A 25,079-nucleotide genomic window follows, 5' to 3' on the forward strand; every position below is an offset into this window, starting at 1 on the left:
AATAAGACTTATATCGAAATTAAGTTCTTGATATATCTCGTCAAGGACATATTATGAAACAGTGCTTTAATAAAGGAGTTGTATAAAATGGATGAAAAAAAAGATATAGAAATAAAACGCTCTTCAAAAGTAGAAAACATTCTAGCTCAGATCAATAGTAAAACTAAGCTAGGCGACTTACGAAAAATCGCGAAGGACATTAAAAAAGATCACGAACTAGCTATGGAACTTTGGTCAACCGAAGAGTTTTTGCCCAGACTATTAGCAATCTTAATTATGGACAAAAAACTTCTTTCACAACATGTGCTAAATAAGCTTGATAAGGATATGCAGACTCACACTTTTGATGAGCGAAATAACTTAATGGATTGGTTAATGGCTAATCAGCTCACCAAAGACAAGAAAAAAATTGCATTGATGGAGTCATGGGAAAATAGTCCTTCTGCTCTTCAAAGGCGAGCTTTCTGGTATTATCAAGGGCGATTGAGATGGACTGGACAAACACCGCCTGATAACACCGCATACTTGCTATCTTCATTAGAAGCTAATATTACGCAGGAAGAACCGGAAGTTCAATGGGCTATGAATTTCACCGCAGGCTGGATAGGCGTTTATGATGAAAAGAATCGTGCACGTTGTATTAAACTTGGTGAGAAAACGGGTCTTTACAAAGATGAAATAGTAGCAAAAGGATGTACTCCCAGCTATTTGCCGGAGTTCATTACAATTGAAGTTAACAAACGACATAATAATTAGTTACCTCTGAAAAATTTATTAGGGTTTGTTGTTATTCATTTGACGATTATTGCGCAATAAACAACTTCGGTTTTAGAGGACTTAGTGAAGAATTTCACTAAAATTAACGGGTGTCAGTCCTCTTAATTAAGTCCATAAAAGTCTCCCCTAGAATAAATTCCTTATGTTCTCCTGGAATGTTTAAAGAATCAACCCAACTTCTTTTATCCGAGTAATCGTACTCATTAAACTTTTTCATTCCATATGGTCCATCGCAGCCATACAATACTTTGCGATACCCAAGTGACTGAACAACATTTCTTACGATAGAGGGGGTAAGGTAATCACTTGATGTGTCCACGTAAACATTGGGTTTTTCCTTTGCATATTGCCACAGGCTTTTCCAAAAAGGAAGTCCTGCATGAGCATAAATAACTTTGAGATTGGGATATTTGTCAGGTAAGTATTTGTAGGAATTTGGTTCTGAAGATAGATGAATAATCATTGGGATGTCTCTGTTTTGGCATAAGGCTCCAACGGAATCGAGTTCTTTAATACTATACTTATGCATAAATGGATGGGCTTTTACTCCAATAAAACCAGTTAGGTTAAGGTATGTCTCTAACGTCTCTACAGATTCTGGAACAGTTGGGTTAACGGCAGCCCAGCCTAGAAAACGATCAGGATAGCGTTTTATCGCATTTGCTACAATGTCATTATTTGGCTCGGTAAGTATCTTAAAGCTTCCATTCACTTTAAAGTAACCATCTTTAACTAATCCGTCATAAATCTTAAAGCCTATTTTGGGGAAATTCATGATTAAAAAGCGGAATAAGCGGTGTAGGTTATCCTGGTATGTACTTTCTTTTTCATACATGGTTTCATTAAAAGGTGGAATTAATGCGGTTTTCTCAACATTATTTTTATCCATCTCTTCAATCATTTTTTCTAGCGCTAACATCGTTTCATCAACATGGAAATGGCAATCAATAATCATTTGTAATCTCAGTCGTCCTTTCCTATTAAGATTAAAAATTCAAAAATTTAAATATTTAGAATTATATAAATCCTATCACATTCCTACTCAAGTTACCACAAACCGGATCAGGTCTAATTAGAAAATTTTCGTTTAATGCGTAGTACAAATATACTGGTTACGATATATACATTTTAACCTCGATCACTTTGTAGTGATCGTTTTTTGTATTTGACACATACTGTGCAACATAGAACTTTATTATCAGGTGACTTTATAAAAAAATAGATAAAAAACTAACGGACAGGGCTCGCCGAAACTACATTGCAACAACACTTGATTATAGACGTTTAACAGAAAGTGAATTACCGATAATATTGCTAAAACATAATGTATATTTATGGTAAAATGTCTTTATATATTATAGCAAATAGAGTAGAGATTCTAATCTATTTAAAGCTTAATAGGAAATACGTTGAAGTGAGTAGATGAATAAGTTTATAGATTATTATCGTGTAATAGGTGTATCTAAAAGTGTATCTTGATCGGAGAAGTATATAATCTATAAAAGTTAGTAGAGGAAAAGACAAATGTAAACAATTTCAACTAATTTATTTGAAATACTAGTGTTCTAAATTAAAAGATGATAAATGGATAATTATGGTGTAAAATGTATTGGTAATTTACTAATCCTTGGAGTGATTTCATGTTAAAAAATCTATTTAAGAAGAAAACAGATCTAGTCAAATTATCCTCACCTAATATTGATGAAGTCGACGAAATTGAAATTGAAGAAGAACTAGTTGCTGATTTAAAAGATGAAGCAGAAAAACTGAATGCTGAAGATATTAACCAACACGAAGAGCATTTCTCAGAGGAAAAGTTTTGGACTAAGGTTCAAAAATTTTCTAAAAAAGCTGGAACTTCTGTTGTCTACGCCGTTCTATTACTTTATTACACACTTCAAAAGCCAGATGTTCCATTAAAAGTTAAAGCAACCATTGTTGGGGCTTTAGGTTACTTTATTTTACCTCTAGATATTATACCCGACTTAGCAGTTGGTGTAGGATATGCTGACGACTTAAGTGTTGTAATATTCGCTTTAGTTCAAGTAGCTTTATATGTGAATGATGAAATTAAAATGCAAGCCAAAAATAAACTAAAAGATTTATTTGGCGAGAATGTAGATACAACTGAGATTGATAATAAACTAGGTAGATAATGATATTATGAGTCTGTTTCCAAAGTTTTAGGAAACAGACTTTATTTTCTTGGATTTGTGGTAAGAACTTTAACGTTTAATTGGAGTTTAGATACATGGAGATTTAGACGAATAAAGTACTTAGGTAAATAGTTTTGTTTTTTGGGTAATTGCGCTGAATTTATGTACTTAATCTATAATTTATGTTATTGGTAAATAGTTACAAAAAATGAAATTAACATCAAAACATTGATTACACCAAATCGTCTCATACATTCATACAGGATAATCCTGGAATAGAGAAAGCAAAAGGAGGTGCAAAGGACGATTTGAAAGTATTGGATACAAAATCATTTATACATACAATGAAAGATCGATCACAAGAATATAAAAATCTAAGAGAGCAGCTTGAACAGGTAAAACGAAAATGCAATGACATCGTCAATCTAGATGACCAGTTCCAAGGCAAGGGAGCTGATGCCATCAAGAACTTTTACCAAGCCCAAATCGATGTGATAGAAGCCTGGCTCCGCCTTACAGATCGACACATCGCTTTTTTAAATGGAATTCAAGGAAGTACAGAAGATAAAGACCTATCAGGTAATACAGTAGTCCACCTGCCATTTCTTGAAGATGAACTAGCGCATCACATAAGAAACCATAAGGAAATGGTCGCTAGCCAACAGGATGAGCTGCAAAAGATATTTAATCGGATTGATGACCTCATACCCCTTAGTGCTTTTTCAACAAATAGCTTCGATGACAATATTGAGAAAGCAGATAAAGACCGAAAAGACACTATTGATGCTGTCAATCAACTTGATCAAGATTTAACATCAGAATATAAGTTATCAGAAGGTGACGAGCAATACGTCATTACTCTTTTTCAGCAATTAATTGAAGCATCTCGTCAAGGTAACACGATCTCGCCGATTCATTTCAATTCGGCAGCCTATAAAGCAAGTGATGTGTATCAATTAAAAGCACATGCAGAACAACAAACAATCGATTATCTAGCATACAAAAAGAACCAAGAAGAGGTCAGAAAACAACAAGCAGAAATAGAAGCTGAGATCGAAGCAAGAGAAAGGGAAAAAGCAGAATTTGCAAAATTAAACCCGATTGAAAAATCGATACATAGCTTCAAAGAAATCGGGAACGACTTTTGGGATGGCCTAGAAGCTCGGAACGAAAAGAAATTTGATTCCATATACGACTTTGGAAATTACCTAACTATAGGATCATTTGACACAGCTAAAACAATGTATCAAGGGATGGATGACAGAGCCCATGTCGCAATGAATTCCCCCTATGACTTTGTCAATTACATAAGCATGGGAACTCTTGACCTAGGAAATGGAGCGATAAATCCAGAAGAAAGCTTTTCAAAAGAGCACTGGTTGAGTAGTATAGGATTAGCTAGTATTCTAGCAGGTGGGGCTAAGCCGATTGTTCGTGGATCGAAAAAAACACCAAGTTTACAGGATAGGAATCTTGTTCTTGAGAAGACAATTGATAAAGCTCATGAACTATCTACTAAGACAAAAACACATGTGAATTATGTCTTTGGTGAAGTAAGAGGCGGGATTCACGTATTGTTGAATGAAATGAATGATCATAACAATTTGGCTTATAGTTTAAATGGTGACGGATTAAAGATCCCGTTTAATGTGTTGGATACTGAAGCGGTTAAGAAGGTAATGGATTTTTCTAAGTTTGCTTTGAGTGGTGTTGGAAATAGTGATGGTAAATACACAAAAGGTACAATGAAACATATTTATCATGGAGAGATTAATAGAAATGGAAAAGCTGTAGGTTATCATCATGAGAGTATGATGGGCGGTAATATTGTCCCCGGCTCGGAAAAAAAGCCTGATAAAAATGGCGTATATATGGCAAAAGTTGAAATTGATGGTGTTAGTAAAATTGCTGATTCAAGTTTTTTCCCGAAAGAATGGAACCGTATTGAAGTATTAAATGCAATTGATGAAGCTTACAACTCGAAAATTCAAGTAAGATCTAATAAATATAGGGGCGTTACTTCATCAGGAATAAAAATAGAGATGTATTTAAATAAAGATGGGTCAATAGCAACTGCTTATCCATTATATAAAAAATAAGATAGTAGGTGATTAAGTATGAAATATTCCTATGAGTTTAAAGAAGATTCATTTGGTGATATAGGACTAGTTTTACCAAGAGAAATTAGTGTGTTTTCAGATTTTATAGAAAATATTTCAACTGAAGAACAAGTTGATGAGTATATAGGATACATTGATGCAGTTTTAAAAAGAGTGCATGAGGATTTTGAAATTGCATTGAATGAAATAATTGTCTTTATAAAGAAAGATAAAACAACAGTAGAAAACCCATTTTTGATTGACGAACCTAATAGGAATACAATAGAAACTGAGGAATTTAAAGAATTATTAATTATGTGGAGAAGTAAAATACCCGAGATATTTAAATACTAATATTAATCTTTCTAACTCACTAAAGCAGAAAAGTGAACTGAAGACTGATGAACCAGATGCTCATCATATTATCGAAAATAGTTACAGTGGAGAACATGGATGGTGAGTTTGGGGTTGAGAGCGGAAACTCTTAACCTCTCTTATCAGCTTCCTCATCTGGAGGGAGCGAGGTTGAGAGAACTGGCACTCTTGACCTCTCCTTATCAGCTCTCTTTCGAGAGGGCAACTCGGGAAATGTAAGACCTTTGCGAAGACCTCCCCCTCAAGGTAGCGAGCGAAGGCAGTTTCTCTCCCAATTAATACAGTAGTACAGACCTTGAGGAAGGACTGATACAGTTTCTTATCGGAATTACTCCATTTCAATTCCTGTTCTTGGGAGCTTGCTGACGAGCAAGCTTATTTGTTTTGGAGTAATGTTTCAAAATTAAAACAAAATGGAGTGATTTCAAATGTTTACAGTAAAACAGACAAAGAAAACAAAACAATTCGAGCTTTTCAATGAAGCTGGAGAGGTTGCTCAGAAGGTTTGCAAGAGCTGTCAGCAACCAAAGCTCGCTGAGGACTTTCCAAAGTACGCAAACGGAATGTTAAGACCCGATTGCCAGCCATGCTTCAAAAAACTTCAAAGCAAATACGTCCAAGAGACGAAGGACAAGAGAACAGTTTACAAGCAAAGGGAAAGAGCGAGAAAGCTCAACCTTCCAGACAGCTTTACTGAGGAAGAATATTTGGAGCTGAAAAGCTTTGCGGCTGGAAAGTGCATGATTTCTGGAAAAGAAGTCGAATTGGAGATTGACCATTTCCAAGCACTCTCAAAAGGCTGGCTCGGAAGCACTAAAGGAAATATGATTTTAGTTTCTGAGGAGGTCAACCAAGCTAAAAGGACAATGAGCTTGTTCGAGTTTCTCCAGAGTCCTCGCTCGAAAGGGCTTGTTGATAAGGAGCAACTCCAAAGGACGCTTGAATATTTGGCTCAAGCGAACGGAATGAGCATGAATGAATATATTCAATTCCTTTACGATTGCGAGGAATTTGCTGAGAGGAATAAACAATTCTGGGGGTGAGAATGGTGAGCATTAAAATTTATTTTGACATTGACAGGATATTAAAACAGCGAGGTTGGACGCTGACTCAGCTTGCAGAAAAGACAGGAGTTTCAAAAGGAAACCTCTCAACAATTCGCAAAGAGAAAGCTATAACCTTCCGCACGCTGAACAAGATTGCGAACGCTCTAAACGAGCCAGACTTAATGAATTTGGTTACTGTCGAAGTCGAAAACAAAAAAGAAAAGCTGTAAACAGCAGGAGAAAAACGGAAATGGAGAATTTTTATGATTTGACGATAAGGGAATTGGTTGAGCTGGGAGGAGAAGCCAAAACTCCTCAAAGGGTAAATTCAAACAAAGCTTTCAAAAAGAAGCTGAGTCAAAAGCGGCTCGGGAATGAGCAATTTGTAAGAGTGAAGGAGGACTTCAACGAAGTGAAAAAATATTTGAGCTTGGAGCAAAGCGGCTTACTAATGTTTCTTGTTGGCTTTGTTAAGTTTAACGAGCAAGGACAGCTTTTCCATGACAGCAAGCGAATGACAGTTTCAGATATTGCCAGACTCATTGGAAAGTCAGAAGCCCAGACAAGGAAGGTTCTTGGTGAGCTGGAAGCTTTCAGTTTGATTTACCGAGAGAAAGTCGGAAGGAGCGTCTTTGTAACCCTTGGAGAGAGCTTCTTCAATTGCGGATACTCTGGGGAGTCATTCAAATTCGTTAAAGTTTACAAAACAAGGCTTAAAGAGATTGCTAAGAAGCTTTCACTCAATGAAATTGGTTTCCTCATGCTTTTACTTACTCATTTCCATTGGGAGACTCATTTGCTAGTCGATAACCCGAGCGAAAAGGACATGAGCAAGCTTATTGTTTGGCAAAGAAAGCATATTGCTGAGGAGCTTGGTCTTTCGATTGACTTTGTTAAGCGAGCTATTCCAAAGCTGAGAAAGGTTCAAGCAATTGTTGAAGTGAAGTCAGCGAAGACAGGACTTGTTCTTGACCCTTCCTTGGTTTGCCGCCAAGAAGTGAAGCCAAGCTTTGACAAGATTGTAAGAACGATTAACGAAGCTGGACTGACAAAGGAAAACTTCAAGAAATAACCTCCCTCGGGGCAACTGAGGAAGGCTGAAATAAAACAAGAAAACCCTTGGAGCACTCGCTCGAAGGTTATTTGGCATTTCAAAAAAAATTCAAAAGCCAGAAGGCTTAAAAAACAGGAGGAATTACAATGGGTTTATTTAACAAGAAAACAAAAGAGGAAGAGATTTCTTTGAACGCTGGAAGGATTGCAGAGCTTCAAGCTGAGAAGGCAAAGTTTGAGGGAGTGCTCCGAGGACTTGAAATTGAATTGGAGCTTGGAGAAGACAGCTCCTTGAAGAAGCGTCATGCGAAAGTCGAAAAGAAGGTGAATGAGCTTTCTAAGGAGATTAAAGAGCTTGACGCTCGACAAGCTGAGCTGAACAAGGCAATTGCTGACGAGAACGCTCGCCAAAGAAGGGAAGCCATTGAGGAAGCCGCTCAGAAGGACAAAGAACAAGCTTGCCGAGGTATGAAACGAAGACTTCTTGACCAAAAGCTTGAAGGTCTTCAAAACCAACTTTATGGAAGGTATGGACTTCCTTCCGCTGACTCTCTCGCTTCTCTTGCTGGGGTGCGATACGGAGAGAACTTCCGACCTGACCAAGAGGATTACAAGAGTGCGGCTCATAATGCACTTCTTGAAGGTGAAGAGCAAGCCAAAAAGGAATTTGAAAAGCTCTGGAAGCAGATTAGCGACTACTTGGAAATGAAAATTTAAGGAAGGACTGAGGAAGCTGGTCTTCTGGCTGGCTTCCTCGATTGAATAAAGCAAGGAACAAGGGAGAGAAACAAACTTACATTTTCCGAGGTGAAATGGAATGAACAAATTAATGGCTGATTTAAAAAGAGAAATGGCTTTGGCGGAAATGAAGCTGGAGGAACAGCTTTTGAGCTTGACCTTAAAAGAGCTTACTCTTGACAGCTCGCTCGCTAATACAAAACGACAACTGAACAAATAAAACTCTGGAGGGTTGCTCAATGGAAAACGTCAAAGGAAATTACAAGAGTTTGCTCCTCGATTATTCGGAAGCAAATCGGATATTTCAAGAAACAGGGAGAACAAGGCTTCTCTCTTTCGCCCTTGGGGAGTTGGAGCGGTTCGAGCGTTCATTCATTGAGCATTACTCTTTGGAAGAATTGCTGGAAATGCAAGAGGAGCTTGGCTCTCAAGGTTTACTGATTGTTTAAATTTTAAAAACAGGAGGAATTACAATGACTCAATTTACTGAAAAACAGCTTTCTCAGCTCGAAGCTGGGGAAATGGTTCTGACGAACAAAAACTCTATTGGCTATATGGTTACAGGAGGAGACTTTGGAAGCTTTTCTGAGGAAGGCGGCTCGCTAATTAAGGAAGCTGAGCAGTTTACAGTCGGCACTCATAGAGGAGTCAACTACTCGGAAGAAGACCTTCAAACTCTTGTTAAGAATTTCAAGGGTGAGGACAGCGTTCCAATTCAGCTCGACCATTCGGAAAGCTCCAGAGATACAGTCGGCTTCCTCAAAGCGGTTTCCGTAAAAGCTGGGAAGCTTCTTGGAAAGCTGGAGATTATTGACCCAGAAGCAATTGAGAAAGTGAAGAACGGTCTTTATAAGAAGCTTTCAATTTCATTCTACTTAGACACAAAGGGAAAGCCTTCACTCATTCGGGAGGTTTCCTTGGTTGCTTTCCCTCAAATGAAAACAGCTCAGTTATTCTCTGAGGAGGAAACTCCAAAAGGGAAAATGAGTCCAGCTCAGCGAATGAGGTTCTTGCTCGACAAAGCTTTAAATACGAGCCAGCCGCTCTCAAAGGAAGAGCTTGAGGAATTGCATGGTTACTTGGACGAGATTGAGGAGGAGGAAGCTAAAAGGAAGGCTGAGGGGAAACAGGAGAGCTTGTCAGAAACGATTGAGAAAACAGCCGACAAAGCAATTCTGAGATATGCAATTAAGACTCAGAAGCAGAAGCTTTTTGACGAGCAACCGCTGGCGGCTAAACACTTTCAATTAAAACAGCAAGTAGAAAAGCTCCAGAAGTCCTCTTTCTATATGAAACAGCTTGAGAAGGAACGGAAACAGAAGGAAGCAGAGGAGTTTGACCGCTTTTATGAAGACTGGGTGAAGAAGAACGGAAGAACGCTTTAATTCAACCAAAACGAGGTGAGCAACAATGGATAAAGCAAACATTGAGAGGGAGCTTGAGCGAGTACGCTTTGAGCTTCTCTCTTTGCTTAACCTCAAAAAACAAATGGAGAGCTTTGACGAAAAGAAAGCTGAGCTGGAAAGGAGATATGACTCCCTAGAGAGCCAGCTAAGGAGGTGAGCCAATTGGCAAATGGAAAGTATGTTAAGAAAACAGGACGCTTCCCAACGCTCCCGAGCGAGTTTCAAGAGCTTGTTCTGAAAGCATAGGAAGCCAAGAAGGAAGACAAGGAGGAGCTTCTGAGCGAGCTTAAAGTAAGCTTGAAGAAGGAAGCTTCAATTTGCGGAGCTGTTCAACGCTCTGGACGGATATGTTTAAAACAGCCAATAAGCCAAAATGGACGCTGTAAATTTCATGGGGGAGCTTCAACTGGAGCAACTACCGAGGAAGGGAGGAGAAAGAGTATGGCAAATTTAGACCCGAAAGCGGCTCTTGTTCATGGAGTCTATTCAGCAGATTTCAAAGAGAAGTTGACTCATGAGGAAGTAAATTTCTATAACGCAACCATTGAATGGTTCTTGGAGGAAGCTGAGAAGCTCGACCCTGTAAACTTGGCAATGCTTGACCGTTATATTTTCAACTTCATTAAGCAAGCGAGGAAGGACTCAGCCGACTTTATGAGCGAGTCTCCAAGCTATAACGACTTTGAAGTGAAAATGATTAGGTTCTCTGAGAGCCTGGGCTTAAACAGAAAATTCAAGCTGTCAAAAGAGAACAGAGACAACAAAGAAGTCATTGGAATTGCTGGGTTGTTTACTGATTACGAAAACGAATAAAGCAAGACAAGGAAGCCAGCTTGAGAAGGCTGGGAGCAATTAACGCTGAAAGAGCCGCCCTCGGAGGTTGCTCTGGAGTTTGCCGCACTCAGTTTCTTACTATGGCTTTCCTTTATCGGTTCGACAAAAAAACAAAGGGAGCTGGTTAAATGATTAAGAGCCATTATTCGATAGGAAGCAAAGTCATTATTTTCATTAAGGGAACAGAGCTGCAGAGTCCTCAAACTCTGGCGGCTGTTCAAGATTTGGCTCTCGGGTTCTACAAAGGAGCTTACCCAGAAGTTTTAGTGATTGCAGAAGACAACAGCTCAAGAATATTTGTAACGCAATAACCTAGCTGACTCTTTTATGAGTTGGCTTTTTTTGTATATTGAGTTGGAACGTTATGGATATTTATCTATAATAGGAAAGGGAATATATTTTAATATAATTACAGATTAAAAGAGGGGATTTCATGCTGACTTATTCTATTGAACAAAATGCAGAGAGAATTTATCACCCAAAAACTAAAGAATATTTTCAAGAGGTACTGCAATCATACATAAATGGAAGTTACCGCTCGGCTGTCGTAATGCTTTACTCTGTTGTTGTTTGTGACTTGATTTACAAGTTGAAGGACTTGAAGGAATTATATGATGATGAAACAGCAAAATCTATACTGGCTAAAATTGAGGAGGAACAAGCGAAAGCTCCTAATAGTGGAGGCTGGGAAGGAGTTCTAATTGAAGAGGTTAAGACAAGAACCTTCTTATTAGAGCCAGCAGATAAAATAAGTATTGACGCTTTAAGGCTTCACCGCCATTTATCCGCTCACCCTGTTCTAACTCAGCAAGACTTGCTTTCAACTCCTAATAAAGAAACAGTAAGAGCGTTGATAAGAAATATGCTGGAAGGGTTGCTCGTGAAAAATCCTGTTATGTCCAAAAAGGTATTCACTACAATTCTAGAAGATTTAGACCGTCATAAAAGCTTTTTTACAGAGGACTCAGCTCTGGAAAACTATATTGAGTCGAGGTATCTGAAAAATACAAATGAATTAATGATAAATACCATTTTTAAAGACCTGTGGGTAATTACTTTCAGTTGTACAAGTGAACCTTGTAAGGTAAACCGAGATATAAATTTCCGTACTCTTTCAATACTTTACAGTCGTTACAGAGCAAACTTACAGAAATATGTTCAAGAAAACCCAGTACAATTCAACAGGTTCTCTGAGGATGATGAGAAGATTTTGCTTAAATTAATAGAGTTTTTTGGTGAAAATCCTGAATTTTATGGCTTCATGGAAAGTCACAGCCGAGCCAGACTTGAAGCCAAAATCAAAGAGGAATGGAAATATGTTGTTCGGTCTCCATTCTTGAGAGAGAGTATGGAAAAACATTTTGATTATTTAATAGAAGAATTACATTATACTGACCAAACATATGAGGAAGTATTTTATAAAAGATATGGACTAACTACGTCAGATAGAGCGTTATTGTTGAGCTGGGCAGTAGATAATGAATGTGAAGAAAAATATTATGACATTCTTGTTAAACAGTTTGTTCATAGTAGGAATTTTGACGCAGCAGACCGTAACTTTGACAGTCTCATTAAACCAAATTTATCTCATTTTAACCGAAAACAAATTCTTGAAATATTACAGGGGATTAATGATAACCGTCAATGTCATGCTCATAGGTTCGCTAACCATAATAACTCAATTTTTAAGGAGTATTCCGATAAAATACTTGGTGTTGACTTTGATTATGAAGAAAAATTTCCTAAAGTAAAATTCATTGAAAAAGAAGTTTAAGGAATGAGGGAGAATAATGGCTCAACCCAGACCATGGCTGACTGAAATTAAAGACGCGCTCAAGGAACTTGGAGGGCATGGTACTCTTCATGATATTACTGAAAGAATAACTGATAGGGGAATAATGGATTTAAGCTCCAATTCGACTTTGGAGGAGACAATCAGAAGAACAATTTACAACCATACAAGCGTCCAAGCCAATTTTAAAGGGGAAGCTGGTGGGGTGAAAGATATTTTCTATCCAGTCCATGGAAAGGGAAAAGGTCACTGGGGTTTGAGAAATTATGAACCAACGGAGAAGACTGTGGACTTAACCGAGGACGATATGGGGTTTGAAGAAGGTAAAAAGAAGCTCCGACAACATATAGTCCGAGAAAGAAACCCTCAGATTATTAAACTGGCAAAGGAACGCTTTAAAGAAAAGCATGGAAAGCTCTTTTGCGAGATTTGTACTTTTGATTTTTATGAGTATTATGGAGAAATCGGAGAGGACTTTATCGAAGGTCATCATACAAAACCTGTCTCAGAATTACAGGAAGGCGAAAAGACAAAGGTAGAGGACATTGCTTTGGTTTGTTCCAATTGCCATAAAATACTTCATAGAAGAAGACCTTGGCTTAAAAAAGAAGAGCTGATGAAGCTTATTAATAGGTAGAAAACAGGGAGGGAAAGCTCTTGAGTGAACTGGAGTCAATTATTAAGTATGACAGAGAAGGAACATTGCTGGACTTTAAAAGGGAACAATATCGTAAGGAAAAGTACAAGGATTTAATTAAAGATATTATGGCAATGGCAAATGCAACAAGAGTAGGCAAGAGATATATCATTACTGGAGTAAAAGACTTGCCAAGCGGAGATAAAGAGTTTTTTTCAATTCCAAAAGAAGAATTTGTTGACCAAGCAACCTATCAACAAGTGCTGAGAGAAAATGTTGAACCGAGTATCGACTTTTCTTACTTTCCAGTAGAAGTTGACGGAAACTGGGTTGGGGTATTTGAGATTGATAACTGTAATAATCCTCCTTATATGATGAAGAAGGAATATAAAGACCAAACAAAAGGCGAGTTAAAAAAAGGGGATTGTTTCATAAGGAAGGGAAGCCAGCAAGAAAGAATGACGAGGAGAGACTTGGAAGAGATACTAGTTTTTCGCTCAAAGTTTCAATTCCATGGAAAAATAACTGTTGGATTTAATAAGTTTCTAGATAAAAAGCTCAAAGTAATAGCAGTTAAAGATTTTATTTTCCCCTCAGATAAGGCAAAGCAAAAAATTGAGAAAATACTAGATGAAAGAAAACTGACTGACAAAATGGGGATTAAGGGGTTAGGTCAATTTGCCTTAACAAATAGCCTGCTGGGGATAAATCCTTCTTATGAAGAAAGAAGTACAGAGACACTCCTCGAAAATTTAGAGAAAGTTAAAGAGACTTACCGAGAAGATGATTGGTATCATGTTGGCGAGGAGTTATCTGAGAAGATAAATTTAGTCTTAAAAAATGAGGGAGATAAATATTTAGAAGATGTCTCCATTGAGATTAAATTTCCTTCTGACGGAATAATGGTTATGGACGAAATTCATAAAGAACCAGCTTCTGGGTTGTTAATGGTCAGAGCAAGCATGGATTTTCATACTCCTTTTCAATACCCACAGGTTGAAGAAGAAGAGAACTTTTATGTAGTTAAGGATACTATAGGTGACTTAAAACATCATCAACCTGAGGAAGCTTTTAATGAGAATTTAAGAATATTCTTTAGTCCAAATGCGGCTGGTAAAGTTTTAACTTGTCCATATACGATTTATGCTAAAAACCTTCCGAACCCGATTGTTGGTGAGTTGGAAATCGAAGTAGAATAACAAGGTCACAGCTCCAAATTCATCTCAAAGGGTTTGGAGTTTCCTTCCTCTGTATTGACGTTCTCAAGAGAAACCCTTAACATTGAGACTGTAAGGCTCTGATAAAGTTTGTACTGGTCTTTCAAGGAAGACTGGTGAATATCCAGCTCAAAAGCTTGATTTATAAGGTTTTCTGGGGAGTGAAAGACCCTCCACGGTCTTCAAAACTGCTTGGGACCTGCGTGCCTGGTCTGGTGGGTTCGATTCCCGCGCAGTCCCGCCAACAAAAGTTGATTTATCAAGGGTTTTTGCAGATTTACTTTGATTAAAGTTTTTTACATATTCCTACACAGTCTCACTCTTACCTACTAACAAGACTGTAGAGTGACTGTTGCTGAGACTGTAGAGAACGTTACCTTCAACCTCCAAATAATTATTTATTGGAGGTTATTTTTATGCAAAAAAAGGTTAAGCCGAAACTAGGGAAGATTAGAGAGGGCAGCAAAAAGAAACCCAAAAATGATTCAAATATCCTGACATTGGATGAGATGTTTGATAAATTTATGGCTGCTAAGAAAACAGAGGGGTTAGCATCCAGGACAATTGATGAGTATTACAATAATTATGCCTATCTCAAGGAGTTTCTTGGTGAAGAAATAACAAATGAGAACGTCACAACGGAAGATTTCCAAGGATATATAGGGTATATGATTCATGACAAGGAGCTTTCTCCTATGACTGTAAATATTCGCATTCGTAATATGAGAGCTTTCATTAGATATTCTCATAAGAAGGAATGGATTAATGAGCCTATCCATGAGGATTTCAAGCCAATCAAAACACCTGAAGATACGTTAGAATCATTCACCCCCGATGAAGTTAAGAGGATATTGTATGTCATTGACGATTCAATCTATACTGGTTTTAGAAATAAAGTGATCATTTATGTTCTATTAGATACGTTAGTTCGTATTTCTGAACTATGTGCAATGAAGCGAAGGAACGTAAATCTAGAGAAGGGTGAACGATGTGGCACTTTTGCAACATAATTAATTCAAATATTTTTTCATCTATAATATCTATTTTTTCTATATTTTTTTGATGGATTATACATACGGTCATGTTCTCTCATTGATTGTTTTAGAAATTTTCCCGTTTCTTTCATGATATAATATGAAATACTTTTTTGCGTCTGCGTTTTTTCTTTATTGGTGCTGTATTTATTGATGCAGGACGTTGTTTTTCAAATGTTTCCGTGGCTTGTTTTTTTCCAATTCTCCAAGCTTTCTGCCAATCCCATGTAAAAATAAATACAATAATTGCAATTAATAATGCTAAAAAAAGCCATGCTACTAAATAAATACTCCCCATTAAAATTCCAATAGCAATAACAGTTATTAAAAAAGCTATCATCTTATTTCCTCCTATTTGTCTTTAAACCTTTTAAGGCTTATACCCTCTATGTTATTCCTCTAAGAAGAAAGTAAGTTTTTGTTTTGTTATCTCAACAAGGATTATATTACTATTATAAAAGGCCTATCTATATGGCGTGTTTCTGGGAAAATTTCAGCTTGTCAAATTTATTGAAGCCTTTGAAGTATTGGGGGCTGGAATTAAAGACGAAATCCTAAAGACCGCTGTAAAGTTGGTCTTTAAATTTATATACATACAGAACATAAGTTCTTATATAATGGTATCAAAGGAGATGATTCATTATGACAATGCGTGACCGTGGTAAAATGAAATGGCAGGCGGCTTCTTTTATACCGCTAGCATTCGAAATGACCAGCGAAATGTTTAAGGATCAAGCTCGGACTGCTAAGCCAATATTAGACGAACATCAGACGGAAGAGTTTAACCTACGTATAGCTTACGCAATGGAATACAGCCATGCCGTAAAGCTGAAGTTATGGGACGATGGATTTACTCATGAAATGACTGGGCGTGTTCATTACGTCGATCCGATAACTTATGAGCTGCGGATTGAGGTGAAGCCTGGTGGATTTGAACGAGTGGCATCCGATAGTGTAGTGGGAGTGAAGGTGTTGAATTGATCATACTTGAGTCAACCTTAACTAAAGGCTGGCAGTTTTTTATTATACTAAAGTGGTAGTTTAATGAAATAAGAAAAGTTAATAATGAATACACCTAGTTAAGGAAAATATACCTTATTTGTGGTTTTTGTATAATATGGTACTTAGGTCAAGATCTGTATTTAACAATCGAGGGAGAAAAAAAAGGGATTTAACAAATCGTACCAGATCGATAAAAAGGATTTTACACATGTCTGTAGAATTATATCTAAAGATTACTATAAAGAGATTAAAGCAAAGGGGTATCTTAAATGAAGACGCAAGAAAATTTTTCAGCATCCATACCTTCAGAATGGAAAAGTAAGCTTTACATAATGATATCTAATGTAGAAGGGCTTCAAAGTAAAAACACTATGGCTGAGGTGGCTGCCACCGAAGAAATTGTAGAACAGAAAGTTTCAGAAATAATAACTTACCTAGAGAGTGCACAACAGAAAATTCTATATGCAATTCTGGACCTTAATGCATTTTATTATTCTTTAAATGGGCTTGGCGAAGCTTATAGTGAATGGAATAGAAAACTTTTCAGTGAAGGGCAAGTTTCGGGTCCTCCAGAGTGTAAATTAAATTATTGTTCAACATCTGTCCCTCCTGAGGTCCTACTTAGTAAAATAAGCTATACGTTCTTTAATTCTTTTCATAGCTTTTTTGATAATTATGGACATTTTCTCTATGCTTGCTTGTACCCAGAAAAAGAAATCCCTAAGAGACTATACTTTTATCAGGTACGGAATGATCTTCTTGGAGATATCAAATATAAAACTGTTACTGATGCTATAGAGGAATACACAAGTAAACCTTCATTTTCTTATGTTAATGATATTGACAATATGAATAAGCATGAAAGATTAATCTCACCTCAAGCGAACGTATCGTTAAATGATGGTAACGTCGAAATTGAAATGCCTGGATTTATAAAAGGTAAAGAAACATACGATAAAGAGGAAATGCAAAATCTCTTTGAAGACTGTTACGAATTGTGTGTCGGTTTCTATAATAAAGTCACTAATAAGGTATTCGATACAATCTAAATTCTTAGTCTTAGTTAATATTTTTAAAGAGGACAATAAGTTAGTTGGAAAGGCTACACTAAGTTGGACAGAATTTTTAAGGTCAAGTAGACTACAGATAATACATTTGAGGAGAATCTACTATGACCAAAAGAGAACGTCGAACCTTTACGGAAGAGTTTAAGCAACAGATCGTCCAACTATACCAAAATGGGAAGCCGAGAAAAGAGATCATTCGTGAGTATGATCTTACTCCTTCTTCTTTAGATAAATGGGTGAATCAAAGTCAGAGTTCTGGTTCTTTTAAGGAAAAAGACAATGTCACTCCTGAACAAAAAGAACTAATGGAACTTCGTAAGCGTAATAAGCAACTAGAAATGGAAAATGATATTTTAAAGCAAGCCGCGCTGATACTAGGACGAAAGTAAATGTGATCAAGAATAACCATCACAAATACTCGATATCAGCAATGTGTAAAGTCCTCCAACTACCTAGAAGCACTTATTATTATGAAGCAAGAGAACGTCACGCAGAGGATGATATTACAACTGATATCATTGAGATTTTTCATGTGAATCATCAAAACTATGGTACTCGTAAGATAAAACACGAGCTAAGGAAACTTGGTAAGAAAGTTTCAAGACGTCGGATTGGGAGAATTATGAAGGAGCAGGGTTTGGTTTCTGCCTATACAGTTGCCCAATTTAAACCACATTCCTCCGGAACGAATGAATCTGAACAGAAAAACGAATTAAATCGTGAGTTCACACAAGACGAAGCATTATCAGTCGTTGTCAGTAATTTAACATATATAAGAGTCGGTAAAAGATGGCACTATATATGTATATTTGTTGATCTCTTTAATCGAGAAATCGTCGGATTCAGTACCGGACCAAAAAAGGATGCGTTATTAGTTTACCGAGCATTAGCATCGATTCAGTGTGATCTCCGCAAAATGCGTATTTTCCATACAGATCGCGGAAGCGAGTTCAAGAACCATCTTATTGATGATGCATTAGAGACATTTAACATCCAACGATCATTAAGTATGAAAGGCTGCCCATATGACAATGCGGTAGCTGAAGCTACCTTTAAAATCATTAAGACGGAGTTTGTCAAAGGTCGCTATTTTGATAGTTTAGATGATTTAACGAAAGAATTCCATGACTATGTTTACTGGTTTAATCATAATAGAATTCACGGGACACTAGGGTACTTAAGTCCAATTCAATTCAAACTCGCACACCTTAAAAAAAGTTGTCTAGTTTAGTGTTGACAATCCAAGTTGTTTTTTTTCTTTATAAAGAAATTGGTGTTTATTATGGTGAGAAAGGATTGTGAAGGACTCTACTTCAACTAACGGCTCCTTTAGTTGAACAGATAAAAAAAATACAGATCACGAAAAGTGGTCTTTTTTAGTTATAAAAAAGCAAAGAGCAACATCTTTGCCTTGAATGGACTTATATTATTAATGTTAGTAAATTCTCTCTTTTTTAGGTTTCAATCGTGCGAGATATCCTGACCTCAACATTCTATGAAGCTCATCACTTGCGTTTTGATGAGACAGAAAAAGTCCTTATTAAGGAAAGCTTAGATGATACAACAAAAGTTCTTCTCAATATCAATGAAAAAATGCGAATTAGTATAAATGAGCGACAGCAAAATTATATGAAGTGGCATAGAGAGAAATTTTTGAACAATTAAAAAAGATATGAAGGTGTTGTTTGTTTACTAACGGACGGCGATGATCCAAGAACAATTAACGCTTTTTTTTAGTTAGGTCGTTGGACTTTTAGAAAGGAAATTGAAAATACTATGGTTCCTGAACTAGATCCTAAGATAATATATGACTTCAGAACAAGGGTTCATGAAAATAATGATTTTATAAGACTTTATTTTGTTGATTATAAAGCCAAAAGTAATGTAGAAGGAAAAGATATCTGGAGCAAGATTTGCTCTTGTATGGACTGGTTAACTGTTTCTGTAGAAGGAATAGAAAAACCTGAAAAGTATTCAAACATGAATATTGCCTCTCTTAAATTTACTCATTTCTTAGTTACTATTGATATGATAGTCGAAGCAGTTAATCACTTATGGTTATCTATAGGACAGGTTAATAATGTCAAACAACCATATATTGACGACCGAAGTATTTTTAACGGAAGAGAATTTGATAGAGATTATACTGACGAAAAGTATTTCAAGGAGATACGCTCTTGGTTTGGTGTTCATGCTGTAAATGGTAATAAAGTTGAACTTGAAGGTTTTAATATGGAAGTTCGTTTTTTCAGTAGTTGGTCATCTAAAAGGTTGTTTAACGAGGAAGAATTTTATATTAGACTTTACTCCAACAATTGGAGAGCTGAAGAAAAATACGGTGGTACCAAAAAGGTTACAGTTGATGATCTTATAAAATTTGTGGCGTTGCGGTATAACACTTTACCGAAGCTTATGGACGAAATAGATCGTCTTTATCTGAAAGAAAAAAAGAGACTGCAAAATACCCCAGTACAACATGACCTTGATGGCACTGACCATAACCAACTACAACAATTATATCAACAAGCTAAAGAAAGAAAATTAACTGAAGAATACTATGAATACGCTATACAAGATTATATATCTTTCCTATCATGTGATCTGAACGAATATAAGGAAAAAGATAAACAACTTGTGAAAAAATATTTATTGGATTTGAAACCGATCATACCTGCTTATTACAAAATTATTCAAGAAGTTGATGAAAGTGAATATGAGGTCTTTGAATTGTTAAATATGCGTTCAAGGACCTATGCTGATAATTACTATGACTTCTCAAAAGTATTGGAATATGCTAACGGTGGAGCTAATTTTTCTACAGGAATAATTTCTTTAGAGACAATAATAGAAAAAGGCTTGTTACCTGATTACTGTTTCAACTTATCAGGTCCGTGCTTGCATTTATTAATCCATGCAATAGACCATGAACTTAATAGAAGTCAATTATTGAAATAAAACCTCTAATACGGTAATGCTGTTAGTAATAATATTGACAATTCTAAAGAAGTGTTTTGATAGGGTGTGATAAGAAGTGAATTTGTGGCAAAACAGAGAGATTGCTATGCAAATATTTAATAATGAGCTAAGTGATGATTATAATTGTGTAGTAAAGCTGTTTAATCTCTTCGATGAAGTAATTGGCAGTTACACCGAAGATACTGGAGTTTTAAGGGTAACTGGATTGATTAATATTAAAATCCACACGTTATGTCATGGGATGTTAAGTTTAGCAATGGACGGTCTGGCACAGGAGTCCGGGGCTTTGTTTCGACCGGCAATAGAGGCCTATGAAAAACTTGTATATCTAAGAGAGGACCCGAATAGAGTTGAGCAATTTTATGAGGGAACCTTACCTCAAGCGGGGGACATTGCTAGAAAGATTAACGGGGAGTTTAAAGAAGTGCGTGTGTACTTAAATAACAACGCTTCCCACTTTAAATTTGAATATCATTCCTTGAGACATCTGGTTCAAATAACAGATGAAGGCAAGTTTATACTAAGACAACCTTCATTCACACCGGAGGTATTAAAAGAGAACCTAGGGACCTTAGCTGTATTTCTAATTCATGTGCTTTATGAAGCTATTGCAGGTTTAAAACAAAATGATATTGAAATAAATGACTTGGTAAAAAAACTTGAACCACTGTATCTACAAGTTGGTCGTTTATTTGGAAAATGAATTATCAATCTAAAATTAAAACAAAAAAAACGCATAAGAGCTTATGCGTTTTTTATTTATCCCATGATATTCCTTTCTTTAAATCTAGTTCAAATACATTAAGGAATAATTGAAACAAGTGATTACATGCTTCTTCGCCACCACAATGCTCAGGAGATAGTGAAACTGTAAGCAGATCCCAATTATATAAATTATTTAAGTAGGTAAAAGATTCTATTACTTCCTGATCTGACTTTAATTGTGGATCACGTCCGTAAAAATTTTCTTCATTAAATACTTGACCTAATAAAAGTTTGTACACTAATTGCTGCTTATAGATCTTTTTCAATTCTTTTGCAAGGAACGAAGTTATTGTAATAGATCTACTCTTGCCCGATTTAGGTTCCTTTAATGTTAAACATACCTTTTTTACTTCCTGTAATGATTGTCTTACATAAATCACATTATTATCAAAAAACGATATCCTGACCGTACCCCTAAGACCTCACCATGACGTATCCCTGTATAAATGGCAGTTAAATAGATTGGCATCCAAAAAAGTTTTGAGTTGTTCATTATCACAAGTTTTTATTTCAACTTTTTTGTTTTCGGTGGAGAAACAGCTTCAGCTATATTTCTAACAATTATCGAACATTTTTCATTCTTTCCCCTAGAAAAAACGCCACGGAAGCCAGTGTGCTTTAATAATTCTCCTGACAGTGAATACATCACTAGCAAACTCATAAACATACATAAAGACCATAGGGAAGTTTATAATCCCGAAAAATTCTTTGAATTATTAATGTATAATAATGGTATCCAGTTTCCTTGACTATTTAAAGAGTCAAATAAAAGAGAATGGGTTGTAGTTATAGAAAGGGTTGTAGTTATGACAATGAAAAACGTACTAAAGGCCTGGTATTTATTAGAGGCTATTGCACCTGGGCAAATTCAGGGAAGTGGAAATGAGATTGAAGGCCACAAGTTTACAGACGGAAAAGAAAGACTGCAAATCAATCCACTTTCATTCGATGAGTACCCGTGGGATACAATTATCCCATCTAATTCCAATGAATATATGACCGTTTTTCGTTATTACATCGACTGCTATCCGCAGTATGAGTTGGTAAAAGCCTTTCGAAACTATTTTAAAAGCGATGAAGAAATTATAAATAAAGAACATACACGCTACTTTAGCTTCACTTTTGAAGTAAATAATGAAGGGAAATTTGTTTCTGGATCATTATTTATTCCTTATTTACACTTCATCTTAAAGGTAATGGAATCACAAAAAAAAATTAAATACGATGATTTATTAGAAGAATATCGTCTTCTTATGGAGGACATGGAACTAAATGCTCAGGCTATTTTAAAAGATGGTATAAATAAGGAAGCTATAGAAAAATTTAAAATTAAATTCCACGAAAAATTTAAGACACCGTCAACGAAAGTAACAAACTATTTCGCAACAATACTCCAAAATAAAAAAGAAGAATCTGAAAAGTTTAACTGGGTTAGTTTCTATTTAGATGATTTAGAGCAGATTTTATTTAAGGGGCCAAATTCTACATTAAAACAGTTTATTGAAGGAAAAGAAATGAAACTGCAAATAGATGAAAACTCAGAAGTAATTGAAGAGATCTTACAACCAAAAAATTTGACTCTAGGAAGATGGCCATCTCCTGTTACTCACCGTTTATCATTAATGCAACAAGTTGCAGTTAACCAAATCATAAATGAAAATGAGAAAATCACTTCAGTCAATGGGCCACCTGGTACCGGTAAAACGACACTATTAAAAGATGTCTTTGCTGAATTATTGGTGCAACGTGCAATAGTAATGACGAAATATAATAATCCAAAAGAAGCATTTAACACTATTGGCAAAGTTTCAATTCCGGGCAAAGAAGATAAGGTATATACATACAATGTACATGAAATCGCACGTGATTTAACACAATTCTCAATGGTAGTGGCCTCAAGTAATAATGGGGCGGTTGAAAATATTTCGAAAGATTTACCAAAGCTTTCAGAGGTAATTCGACAAAATGATGATAAATATGATCAAGTTTATAAAGCAGAAGCAGAAGAATTAAGATACTACACAGAGATTTCGAGAAAAGTTATTCAGACTGAGGAACCCACTTGGGGATTATTTTCGGCCGCTTTAGGTCGATCAAGTAATATTATAAGTGTAAGTAAAGCTTTTAATGGAGTTGATAAGCAAAAATTTAAGGAATCATTAAATCCAAAATCTTTATCTCTTATTGATTACTTGAATGAAGATGCCCAAGATATAGATGAAAATTCTTGGTTAGGTGCCGTTCAAGAATTTAATAAATTACGTCAACGTATTGAGCAGAAAAAAGAAAAACTTCAAAGATTTGCGATACTAGCAAAAAACTTTGATGAATCTATTTCAAAAAAGGTGGAACTAACTGAGCGCTTAAATGTACTCAAAGTAAAAAACGAACAACTAATCGTTAAAACAAAATCTTTTGAAAGACAACGGCTATTAACAATCGAACAATTAGACAGCTTGCCGAAGCCTTCTATACTCCGTCGTATACTAAAATATATATTTGTTTCTTCTAATAAAGAAGAAGAGGCCCTTCGTAAACAACTTAAACAACTTAATAAGAAACAAGAAGCAGTAGAAAAACAAAAACTACAATTAAATATTGAAAAAGAAAATTTAACAAAAGAACTTGAGAAACTCCAAAGTGACTGCGAGCAATTTGAAAAAGAAAAATCATTCTATGAAGAACAAAATTTAGTCTTACCAACAAAAGAGTATTGGAAAAAGGAAAATTACAATAACCGCCAACAAGAAGTTTTTTGGCAAACAGATGAACTAAATTTCGAAAGGGGATTATTATTTTTAAAAGCAATAAAACTACATAAGTTGTTTTTAATTAATAATTCCAAATCAATTAAATCTGCGCTAGTTGTGTTTTCAAATCGCCGGATATTGAATTTAAATAAAAAAAAAGATCGACAGTATTTACGTAACATGTGGAATATTATCCATTTAATCACACCTGTAATAAGCACGACATTTGCAAGTTTTTCATCAATGTATCGAGGGATTGGTGAAGACTTTATCTCGTATTTGTTGATAGATGAAGCAGGGCAAGCTAGTCCACAACAAGCAGTTGGAGCGTTATGGAGATCAAAAAAGGCTATTGTTGTTGGAGACCCTATACAAATTGAGCCTGTTGTGACATTAGATTCGACAATATTGTATGATATTCGTCAAGCGTTTGAAATTGATGATAAGTATATAGGGTTAAGTGCATCTGTTCAAAATTTAGCCGATTTAGCGAATCCCATTGGTACATTGAAAGGTAGAGATGAAAATCAACGAATTGGTATTCCTTTATGGGTTCATCGTCGTTGTCGAAATCCAATGTTTACAATAGCAAATAAGATTGCATATGACGAAAAAATGGTCTTGGCAAAAGAAAAAACAAAGGAAGGTACTGGTTATTGGTACAATTGTACAGGAATAGCGATACAAAATCAGTATGTTAAAGAACAAGGGAAATTCGTCGCTTCACAGTTAGTTGAGTTATTTGAGATAAAGGGAGAATTGTCAAATGTGTTTGTTATCACGCCGTTCACAGCTATAAGAAGAGAAGTGAAGAAGGAAGTAGAAGCGGCACTAAAGCCTTATAAAATTCCTAAATTAAAAGAGTGGATTAAGAAATCTATTGGTACTGTCCATACCTTCCAAGGAAAGGAAGCTGACATCGTTTATTTTATAGCTGGAACAGACTTGGAAACAGATGGAGCCGCAAATTGGTCTTGTGCTAAGCCGAATTTATTAAATGTTGCAGCAACTAGAGCAAAGGAAGAATTTTATGTCATCGGGGATTTAGAGCGCTTTAGCCGCAAAAACTACTATAACGAAATTGTCCGCAGCTTCAGCACGTTTGGAAAGGTAAATAACTAAAGAATTTACAAATGAATAATTAATTCTGACCACCTTCTATCACTAAACATATATATATACTCCCCATTTAACAGCCGGGATGTCAACCGGAAAGTTTATAAGAGATTGTCTGAAAAGAAGTTCTAAAACCGCTTTTCAAACTAAAAAAAATAACCTCTTAACTATATTAATAAGATCGTCCTTTTCATGCTTATTTGGAAAAAGGGAGGTTTATCTAACCTCCTCAATGATTT

At 36.0% G+C, this 25,079-nt stretch carries 27 protein-coding genes, 1 tRNA gene and 1 pseudogene; 26 read left to right on the forward strand and 3 right to left on the reverse strand.

The features are described from left to right. Positions 1 to 87 precede the first annotated feature (87 nt). The gene (locus WCV66_RS17230; RefSeq protein WP_338786255.1) at positions 88 to 756 is read left to right on the forward strand and encodes a DNA alkylation repair protein; all 669 of its coding nucleotides are present in this window, start codon (positions 88 to 90) and stop codon (positions 754 to 756) included. A 103-nt stretch (positions 757 to 859) separates the two neighbouring features. On the opposite strand, the gene WCV66_RS17235 is transcribed toward WCV66_RS17230, so the two are convergent. Then, positions 860 to 1,732: an amidohydrolase family protein gene (locus WCV66_RS17235; RefSeq protein ID WP_338786256.1), complete on the reverse strand. Its 873-nt coding sequence runs from the start codon at positions 1,730 to 1,732 to the stop codon at positions 860 to 862. A 685-nt stretch (positions 1,733 to 2,417) separates the two neighbouring features. Here WCV66_RS17235 and WCV66_RS17240 point away from each other — a divergent pair. From WCV66_RS17240 to WCV66_RS17325, 19 genes and pseudogenes are all read left to right on the forward strand, one after another. Beyond that, positions 2,418 to 2,933: a YkvA family protein gene (locus tag WCV66_RS17240; RefSeq protein ID WP_338786257.1), complete on the forward strand. Its 516-nt coding sequence runs from the start codon at positions 2,418 to 2,420 to the stop codon at positions 2,931 to 2,933. A gap of 308 nt (positions 2,934 to 3,241) precedes the next feature. Continuing rightward, entirely contained in the window at positions 3,242 to 5,032 is a 1,791-nt protein-coding gene (locus WCV66_RS17245; RefSeq protein WP_338786258.1) for a T7SS effector LXG polymorphic toxin, read from the forward strand. Between the two features lie 18 nt (positions 5,033 to 5,050). Beyond that, entirely contained in the window at positions 5,051 to 5,386 is a 336-nt protein-coding gene (locus tag WCV66_RS17250) for a tRNA-Val4 (protein WP_338786259.1), read from the forward strand. Between the two features lie 449 nt (positions 5,387 to 5,835). Continuing rightward, a complete protein-coding gene (locus WCV66_RS17255; protein WP_338786260.1) occupies positions 5,836 to 6,450 on the forward strand; it encodes a hypothetical protein in 615 nt (204 codons plus the stop codon). A gap of 2 nt (positions 6,451 to 6,452) precedes the next feature. Continuing rightward, entirely contained in the window at positions 6,453 to 6,683 is a 231-nt protein-coding gene (locus WCV66_RS17260; protein ID WP_338786261.1) for a helix-turn-helix transcriptional regulator, read from the forward strand. Positions 6,684 to 6,703: 20 nt separating this feature from the next. Beyond that, positions 6,704 to 7,525, forward strand: coding sequence for a hypothetical protein (locus WCV66_RS17265; RefSeq protein WP_338786262.1), 822 nt, complete (start codon positions 6,704 to 6,706; stop codon positions 7,523 to 7,525). Between the two features lie 128 nt (positions 7,526 to 7,653). After that, positions 7,654 to 8,223 (forward strand): hypothetical protein, encoded by a 570-nt coding sequence (locus WCV66_RS17270; protein WP_338786263.1) that lies wholly within the window; start codon positions 7,654 to 7,656, stop codon positions 8,221 to 8,223. A gap of 100 nt (positions 8,224 to 8,323) precedes the next feature. Further along, positions 8,324 to 8,464: a hypothetical protein gene (locus WCV66_RS17275; protein WP_338786264.1), complete on the forward strand. Its 141-nt coding sequence runs from the start codon at positions 8,324 to 8,326 to the stop codon at positions 8,462 to 8,464. A gap of 19 nt (positions 8,465 to 8,483) precedes the next feature. Next, positions 8,484 to 8,693 (forward strand): hypothetical protein, encoded by a 210-nt coding sequence (locus tag WCV66_RS17280; RefSeq protein ID WP_338786265.1) that lies wholly within the window; start codon positions 8,484 to 8,486, stop codon positions 8,691 to 8,693. 24 nt (positions 8,694 to 8,717) lie between these two features. After that, a complete protein-coding gene (locus WCV66_RS17285; RefSeq protein ID WP_338786266.1) occupies positions 8,718 to 9,629 on the forward strand; it encodes a hypothetical protein in 912 nt (303 codons plus the stop codon). A gap of 25 nt (positions 9,630 to 9,654) precedes the next feature. Beyond that, entirely contained in the window at positions 9,655 to 9,807 is a 153-nt protein-coding gene (locus WCV66_RS17290) for a hypothetical protein (protein ID WP_338786267.1), read from the forward strand. Positions 9,808 to 9,947: 140 nt separating this feature from the next. Next, positions 9,948 to 10,028 (forward strand): annotated as a pseudogene (locus WCV66_RS26870) (hypothetical protein); the annotation flags it as partial. A 63-nt stretch (positions 10,029 to 10,091) separates the two neighbouring features. Then, a complete protein-coding gene (locus WCV66_RS17295) occupies positions 10,092 to 10,463 on the forward strand; it encodes a hypothetical protein (RefSeq protein WP_338786268.1) in 372 nt (123 codons plus the stop codon). A 149-nt stretch (positions 10,464 to 10,612) separates the two neighbouring features. Next, entirely contained in the window at positions 10,613 to 10,795 is a 183-nt protein-coding gene (locus tag WCV66_RS17300) for a hypothetical protein (RefSeq protein ID WP_338786269.1), read from the forward strand. 122 nt (positions 10,796 to 10,917) lie between these two features. Next, positions 10,918 to 12,258 (forward strand): hypothetical protein, encoded by a 1,341-nt coding sequence (locus WCV66_RS17305; protein WP_338786270.1) that lies wholly within the window; start codon positions 10,918 to 10,920, stop codon positions 12,256 to 12,258. Positions 12,259 to 12,274: 16 nt separating this feature from the next. Then, on the forward strand, positions 12,275 to 12,913 hold the full coding sequence (locus WCV66_RS17310) for an HNH endonuclease (RefSeq protein WP_338786271.1): 639 nt from the start codon (positions 12,275 to 12,277) through the stop codon (positions 12,911 to 12,913). Positions 12,914 to 12,933: 20 nt separating this feature from the next. Continuing rightward, positions 12,934 to 14,112, forward strand: a complete 1,179-nt coding sequence (locus WCV66_RS17315) for an ATP-binding protein (RefSeq protein WP_338786272.1) — start codon at positions 12,934 to 12,936, stop codon at positions 14,110 to 14,112. A gap of 175 nt (positions 14,113 to 14,287) precedes the next feature. Continuing rightward, positions 14,288 to 14,374 (forward strand) — tRNA-Sec (locus WCV66_RS17320). Positions 14,375 to 14,546: 172 nt separating this feature from the next. Continuing rightward, entirely contained in the window at positions 14,547 to 15,140 is a 594-nt protein-coding gene (locus WCV66_RS17325) for a tyrosine-type recombinase/integrase (protein WP_338786273.1), read from the forward strand. Between the two features lie 112 nt (positions 15,141 to 15,252). On the opposite strand, the gene WCV66_RS17330 is transcribed toward WCV66_RS17325, so the two are convergent. Beyond that, positions 15,253 to 15,504, reverse strand: a complete 252-nt coding sequence (locus WCV66_RS17330) for a hypothetical protein (RefSeq protein ID WP_338786274.1) — start codon at positions 15,502 to 15,504, stop codon at positions 15,253 to 15,255. 302 nt (positions 15,505 to 15,806) lie between these two features. Here WCV66_RS17330 and WCV66_RS17335 point away from each other — a divergent pair, with 302 nt between their 5' ends. The 5 genes from WCV66_RS17335 (at position 15,807) to WCV66_RS17355 (ending at position 20,912) form a co-directional block, all read left to right on the forward strand. Beyond that, on the forward strand, positions 15,807 to 16,145 hold the full coding sequence (locus WCV66_RS17335) for a YolD-like family protein (RefSeq protein ID WP_338786275.1): 339 nt from the start codon (positions 15,807 to 15,809) through the stop codon (positions 16,143 to 16,145). A gap of 290 nt (positions 16,146 to 16,435) precedes the next feature. Then, positions 16,436 to 17,215: a hypothetical protein gene (locus tag WCV66_RS17340; protein ID WP_338786276.1), complete on the forward strand. Its 780-nt coding sequence runs from the start codon at positions 16,436 to 16,438 to the stop codon at positions 17,213 to 17,215. A gap of 122 nt (positions 17,216 to 17,337) precedes the next feature. Beyond that, positions 17,338 to 18,464 (forward strand): IS3 family transposase gene (locus WCV66_RS17345; RefSeq protein ID WP_338786277.1). Its coding sequence is split into 2 segments (ribosomal slippage): positions 17,338 to 17,587 and positions 17,587 to 18,464, totalling 1,128 coding nucleotides; the frame shifts between segments, so codons are not numbered across the junction. 545 nt (positions 18,465 to 19,009) lie between these two features. After that, the gene (locus tag WCV66_RS17350) at positions 19,010 to 20,188 is read left to right on the forward strand and encodes a hypothetical protein (RefSeq protein WP_338786278.1); all 1,179 of its coding nucleotides are present in this window, start codon (positions 19,010 to 19,012) and stop codon (positions 20,186 to 20,188) included. A 76-nt stretch (positions 20,189 to 20,264) separates the two neighbouring features. Then, complete coding sequence (locus tag WCV66_RS17355; RefSeq protein ID WP_338786279.1) at positions 20,265 to 20,912, forward strand: hypothetical protein; 648 nt, start codon at positions 20,265 to 20,267, stop codon at positions 20,910 to 20,912. 52 nt (positions 20,913 to 20,964) lie between these two features. Here the strand turns inward: WCV66_RS17355 and WCV66_RS17360 are convergent, their stop codons facing one another. After that, a complete protein-coding gene (locus tag WCV66_RS17360) occupies positions 20,965 to 21,354 on the reverse strand; it encodes a hypothetical protein (protein ID WP_338786280.1) in 390 nt (129 codons plus the stop codon). A gap of 426 nt (positions 21,355 to 21,780) precedes the next feature. On the opposite strand from WCV66_RS17360, the gene WCV66_RS17365 reads away from it, so the two are divergent. Then, entirely contained in the window at positions 21,781 to 24,846 is a 3,066-nt protein-coding gene (locus WCV66_RS17365; protein WP_338786281.1) for an ATP-binding protein, read from the forward strand. Positions 24,847 to 25,079: the final 233 nt, after the last annotated feature.

Origin of the sequence: Metabacillus rhizosphaerae, assembly GCF_037201795.1 — a bacterium.
In the GTDB taxonomy this organism is placed as follows: domain Bacteria; phylum Bacillota; class Bacilli; order Bacillales; family Bacillaceae; genus Metabacillus; species Metabacillus rhizosphaerae.

Excerpts from the sequence above, each read along its gene's own strand:
- WCV66_RS17250 (WP_338786259.1), top strand. The coding sequence starts at position 5,051 with ATGAAATATTCCTATGAGTTTAAAGAAGATTCATTTGGTGATATAGGA.
- WCV66_RS17325 (WP_338786273.1), top strand. The coding sequence starts at position 14,547 with ATGCAAAAAAAGGTTAAGCCGAAACTAGGGAAGATTAGAGAGGGCAGC.
- WCV66_RS17280 (WP_338786265.1), top strand. The coding sequence starts at position 8,484 with ATGGAAAACGTCAAAGGAAATTACAAGAGTTTGCTCCTCGATTATTCG.
- WCV66_RS17335 (WP_338786275.1), top strand. The coding sequence starts at position 15,807 with ATGACAATGCGTGACCGTGGTAAAATGAAATGGCAGGCGGCTTCTTTT.
- WCV66_RS17235 (WP_338786256.1), bottom strand. The coding sequence starts at position 1,732 with ATGATTATTGATTGCCATTTCCATGTTGATGAAACGATGTTAGCGCTA.
- WCV66_RS17265 (WP_338786262.1), top strand. The coding sequence starts at position 6,704 with ATGGAGAATTTTTATGATTTGACGATAAGGGAATTGGTTGAGCTGGGA.
- WCV66_RS17275 (WP_338786264.1), top strand. The coding sequence starts at position 8,324 with ATGAACAAATTAATGGCTGATTTAAAAAGAGAAATGGCTTTGGCGGAA.
- WCV66_RS17340 (WP_338786276.1), top strand. The coding sequence starts at position 16,436 with ATGAAGACGCAAGAAAATTTTTCAGCATCCATACCTTCAGAATGGAAA.
- WCV66_RS17330 (WP_338786274.1), bottom strand. The coding sequence starts at position 15,504 with ATGATAGCTTTTTTAATAACTGTTATTGCTATTGGAATTTTAATGGGG.
- WCV66_RS17295 (WP_338786268.1), top strand. The coding sequence starts at position 10,092 with ATGGCAAATTTAGACCCGAAAGCGGCTCTTGTTCATGGAGTCTATTCA.
- WCV66_RS17310 (WP_338786271.1), top strand. The coding sequence starts at position 12,275 with ATGGCTCAACCCAGACCATGGCTGACTGAAATTAAAGACGCGCTCAAG.
- WCV66_RS17300 (WP_338786269.1), top strand. The coding sequence starts at position 10,613 with ATGATTAAGAGCCATTATTCGATAGGAAGCAAAGTCATTATTTTCATT.
- WCV66_RS17365 (WP_338786281.1), top strand. The coding sequence starts at position 21,781 with ATGACAATGAAAAACGTACTAAAGGCCTGGTATTTATTAGAGGCTATT.
- WCV66_RS17255 (WP_338786260.1), top strand. The coding sequence starts at position 5,836 with ATGTTTACAGTAAAACAGACAAAGAAAACAAAACAATTCGAGCTTTTC.
- WCV66_RS17240 (WP_338786257.1), top strand. The coding sequence starts at position 2,418 with ATGTTAAAAAATCTATTTAAGAAGAAAACAGATCTAGTCAAATTATCC.
- WCV66_RS17350 (WP_338786278.1), top strand. The coding sequence starts at position 19,010 with ATGGTTCCTGAACTAGATCCTAAGATAATATATGACTTCAGAACAAGG.
- WCV66_RS17260 (WP_338786261.1), top strand. The coding sequence starts at position 6,453 with ATGGTGAGCATTAAAATTTATTTTGACATTGACAGGATATTAAAACAG.
- WCV66_RS17285 (WP_338786266.1), top strand. The coding sequence starts at position 8,718 with ATGACTCAATTTACTGAAAAACAGCTTTCTCAGCTCGAAGCTGGGGAA.
- WCV66_RS17290 (WP_338786267.1), top strand. The coding sequence starts at position 9,655 with ATGGATAAAGCAAACATTGAGAGGGAGCTTGAGCGAGTACGCTTTGAG.
- WCV66_RS17230 (WP_338786255.1), top strand. The coding sequence starts at position 88 with ATGGATGAAAAAAAAGATATAGAAATAAAACGCTCTTCAAAAGTAGAA.
- WCV66_RS17270 (WP_338786263.1), top strand. The coding sequence starts at position 7,654 with ATGGGTTTATTTAACAAGAAAACAAAAGAGGAAGAGATTTCTTTGAAC.
- WCV66_RS17305 (WP_338786270.1), top strand. The coding sequence starts at position 10,918 with ATGCTGACTTATTCTATTGAACAAAATGCAGAGAGAATTTATCACCCA.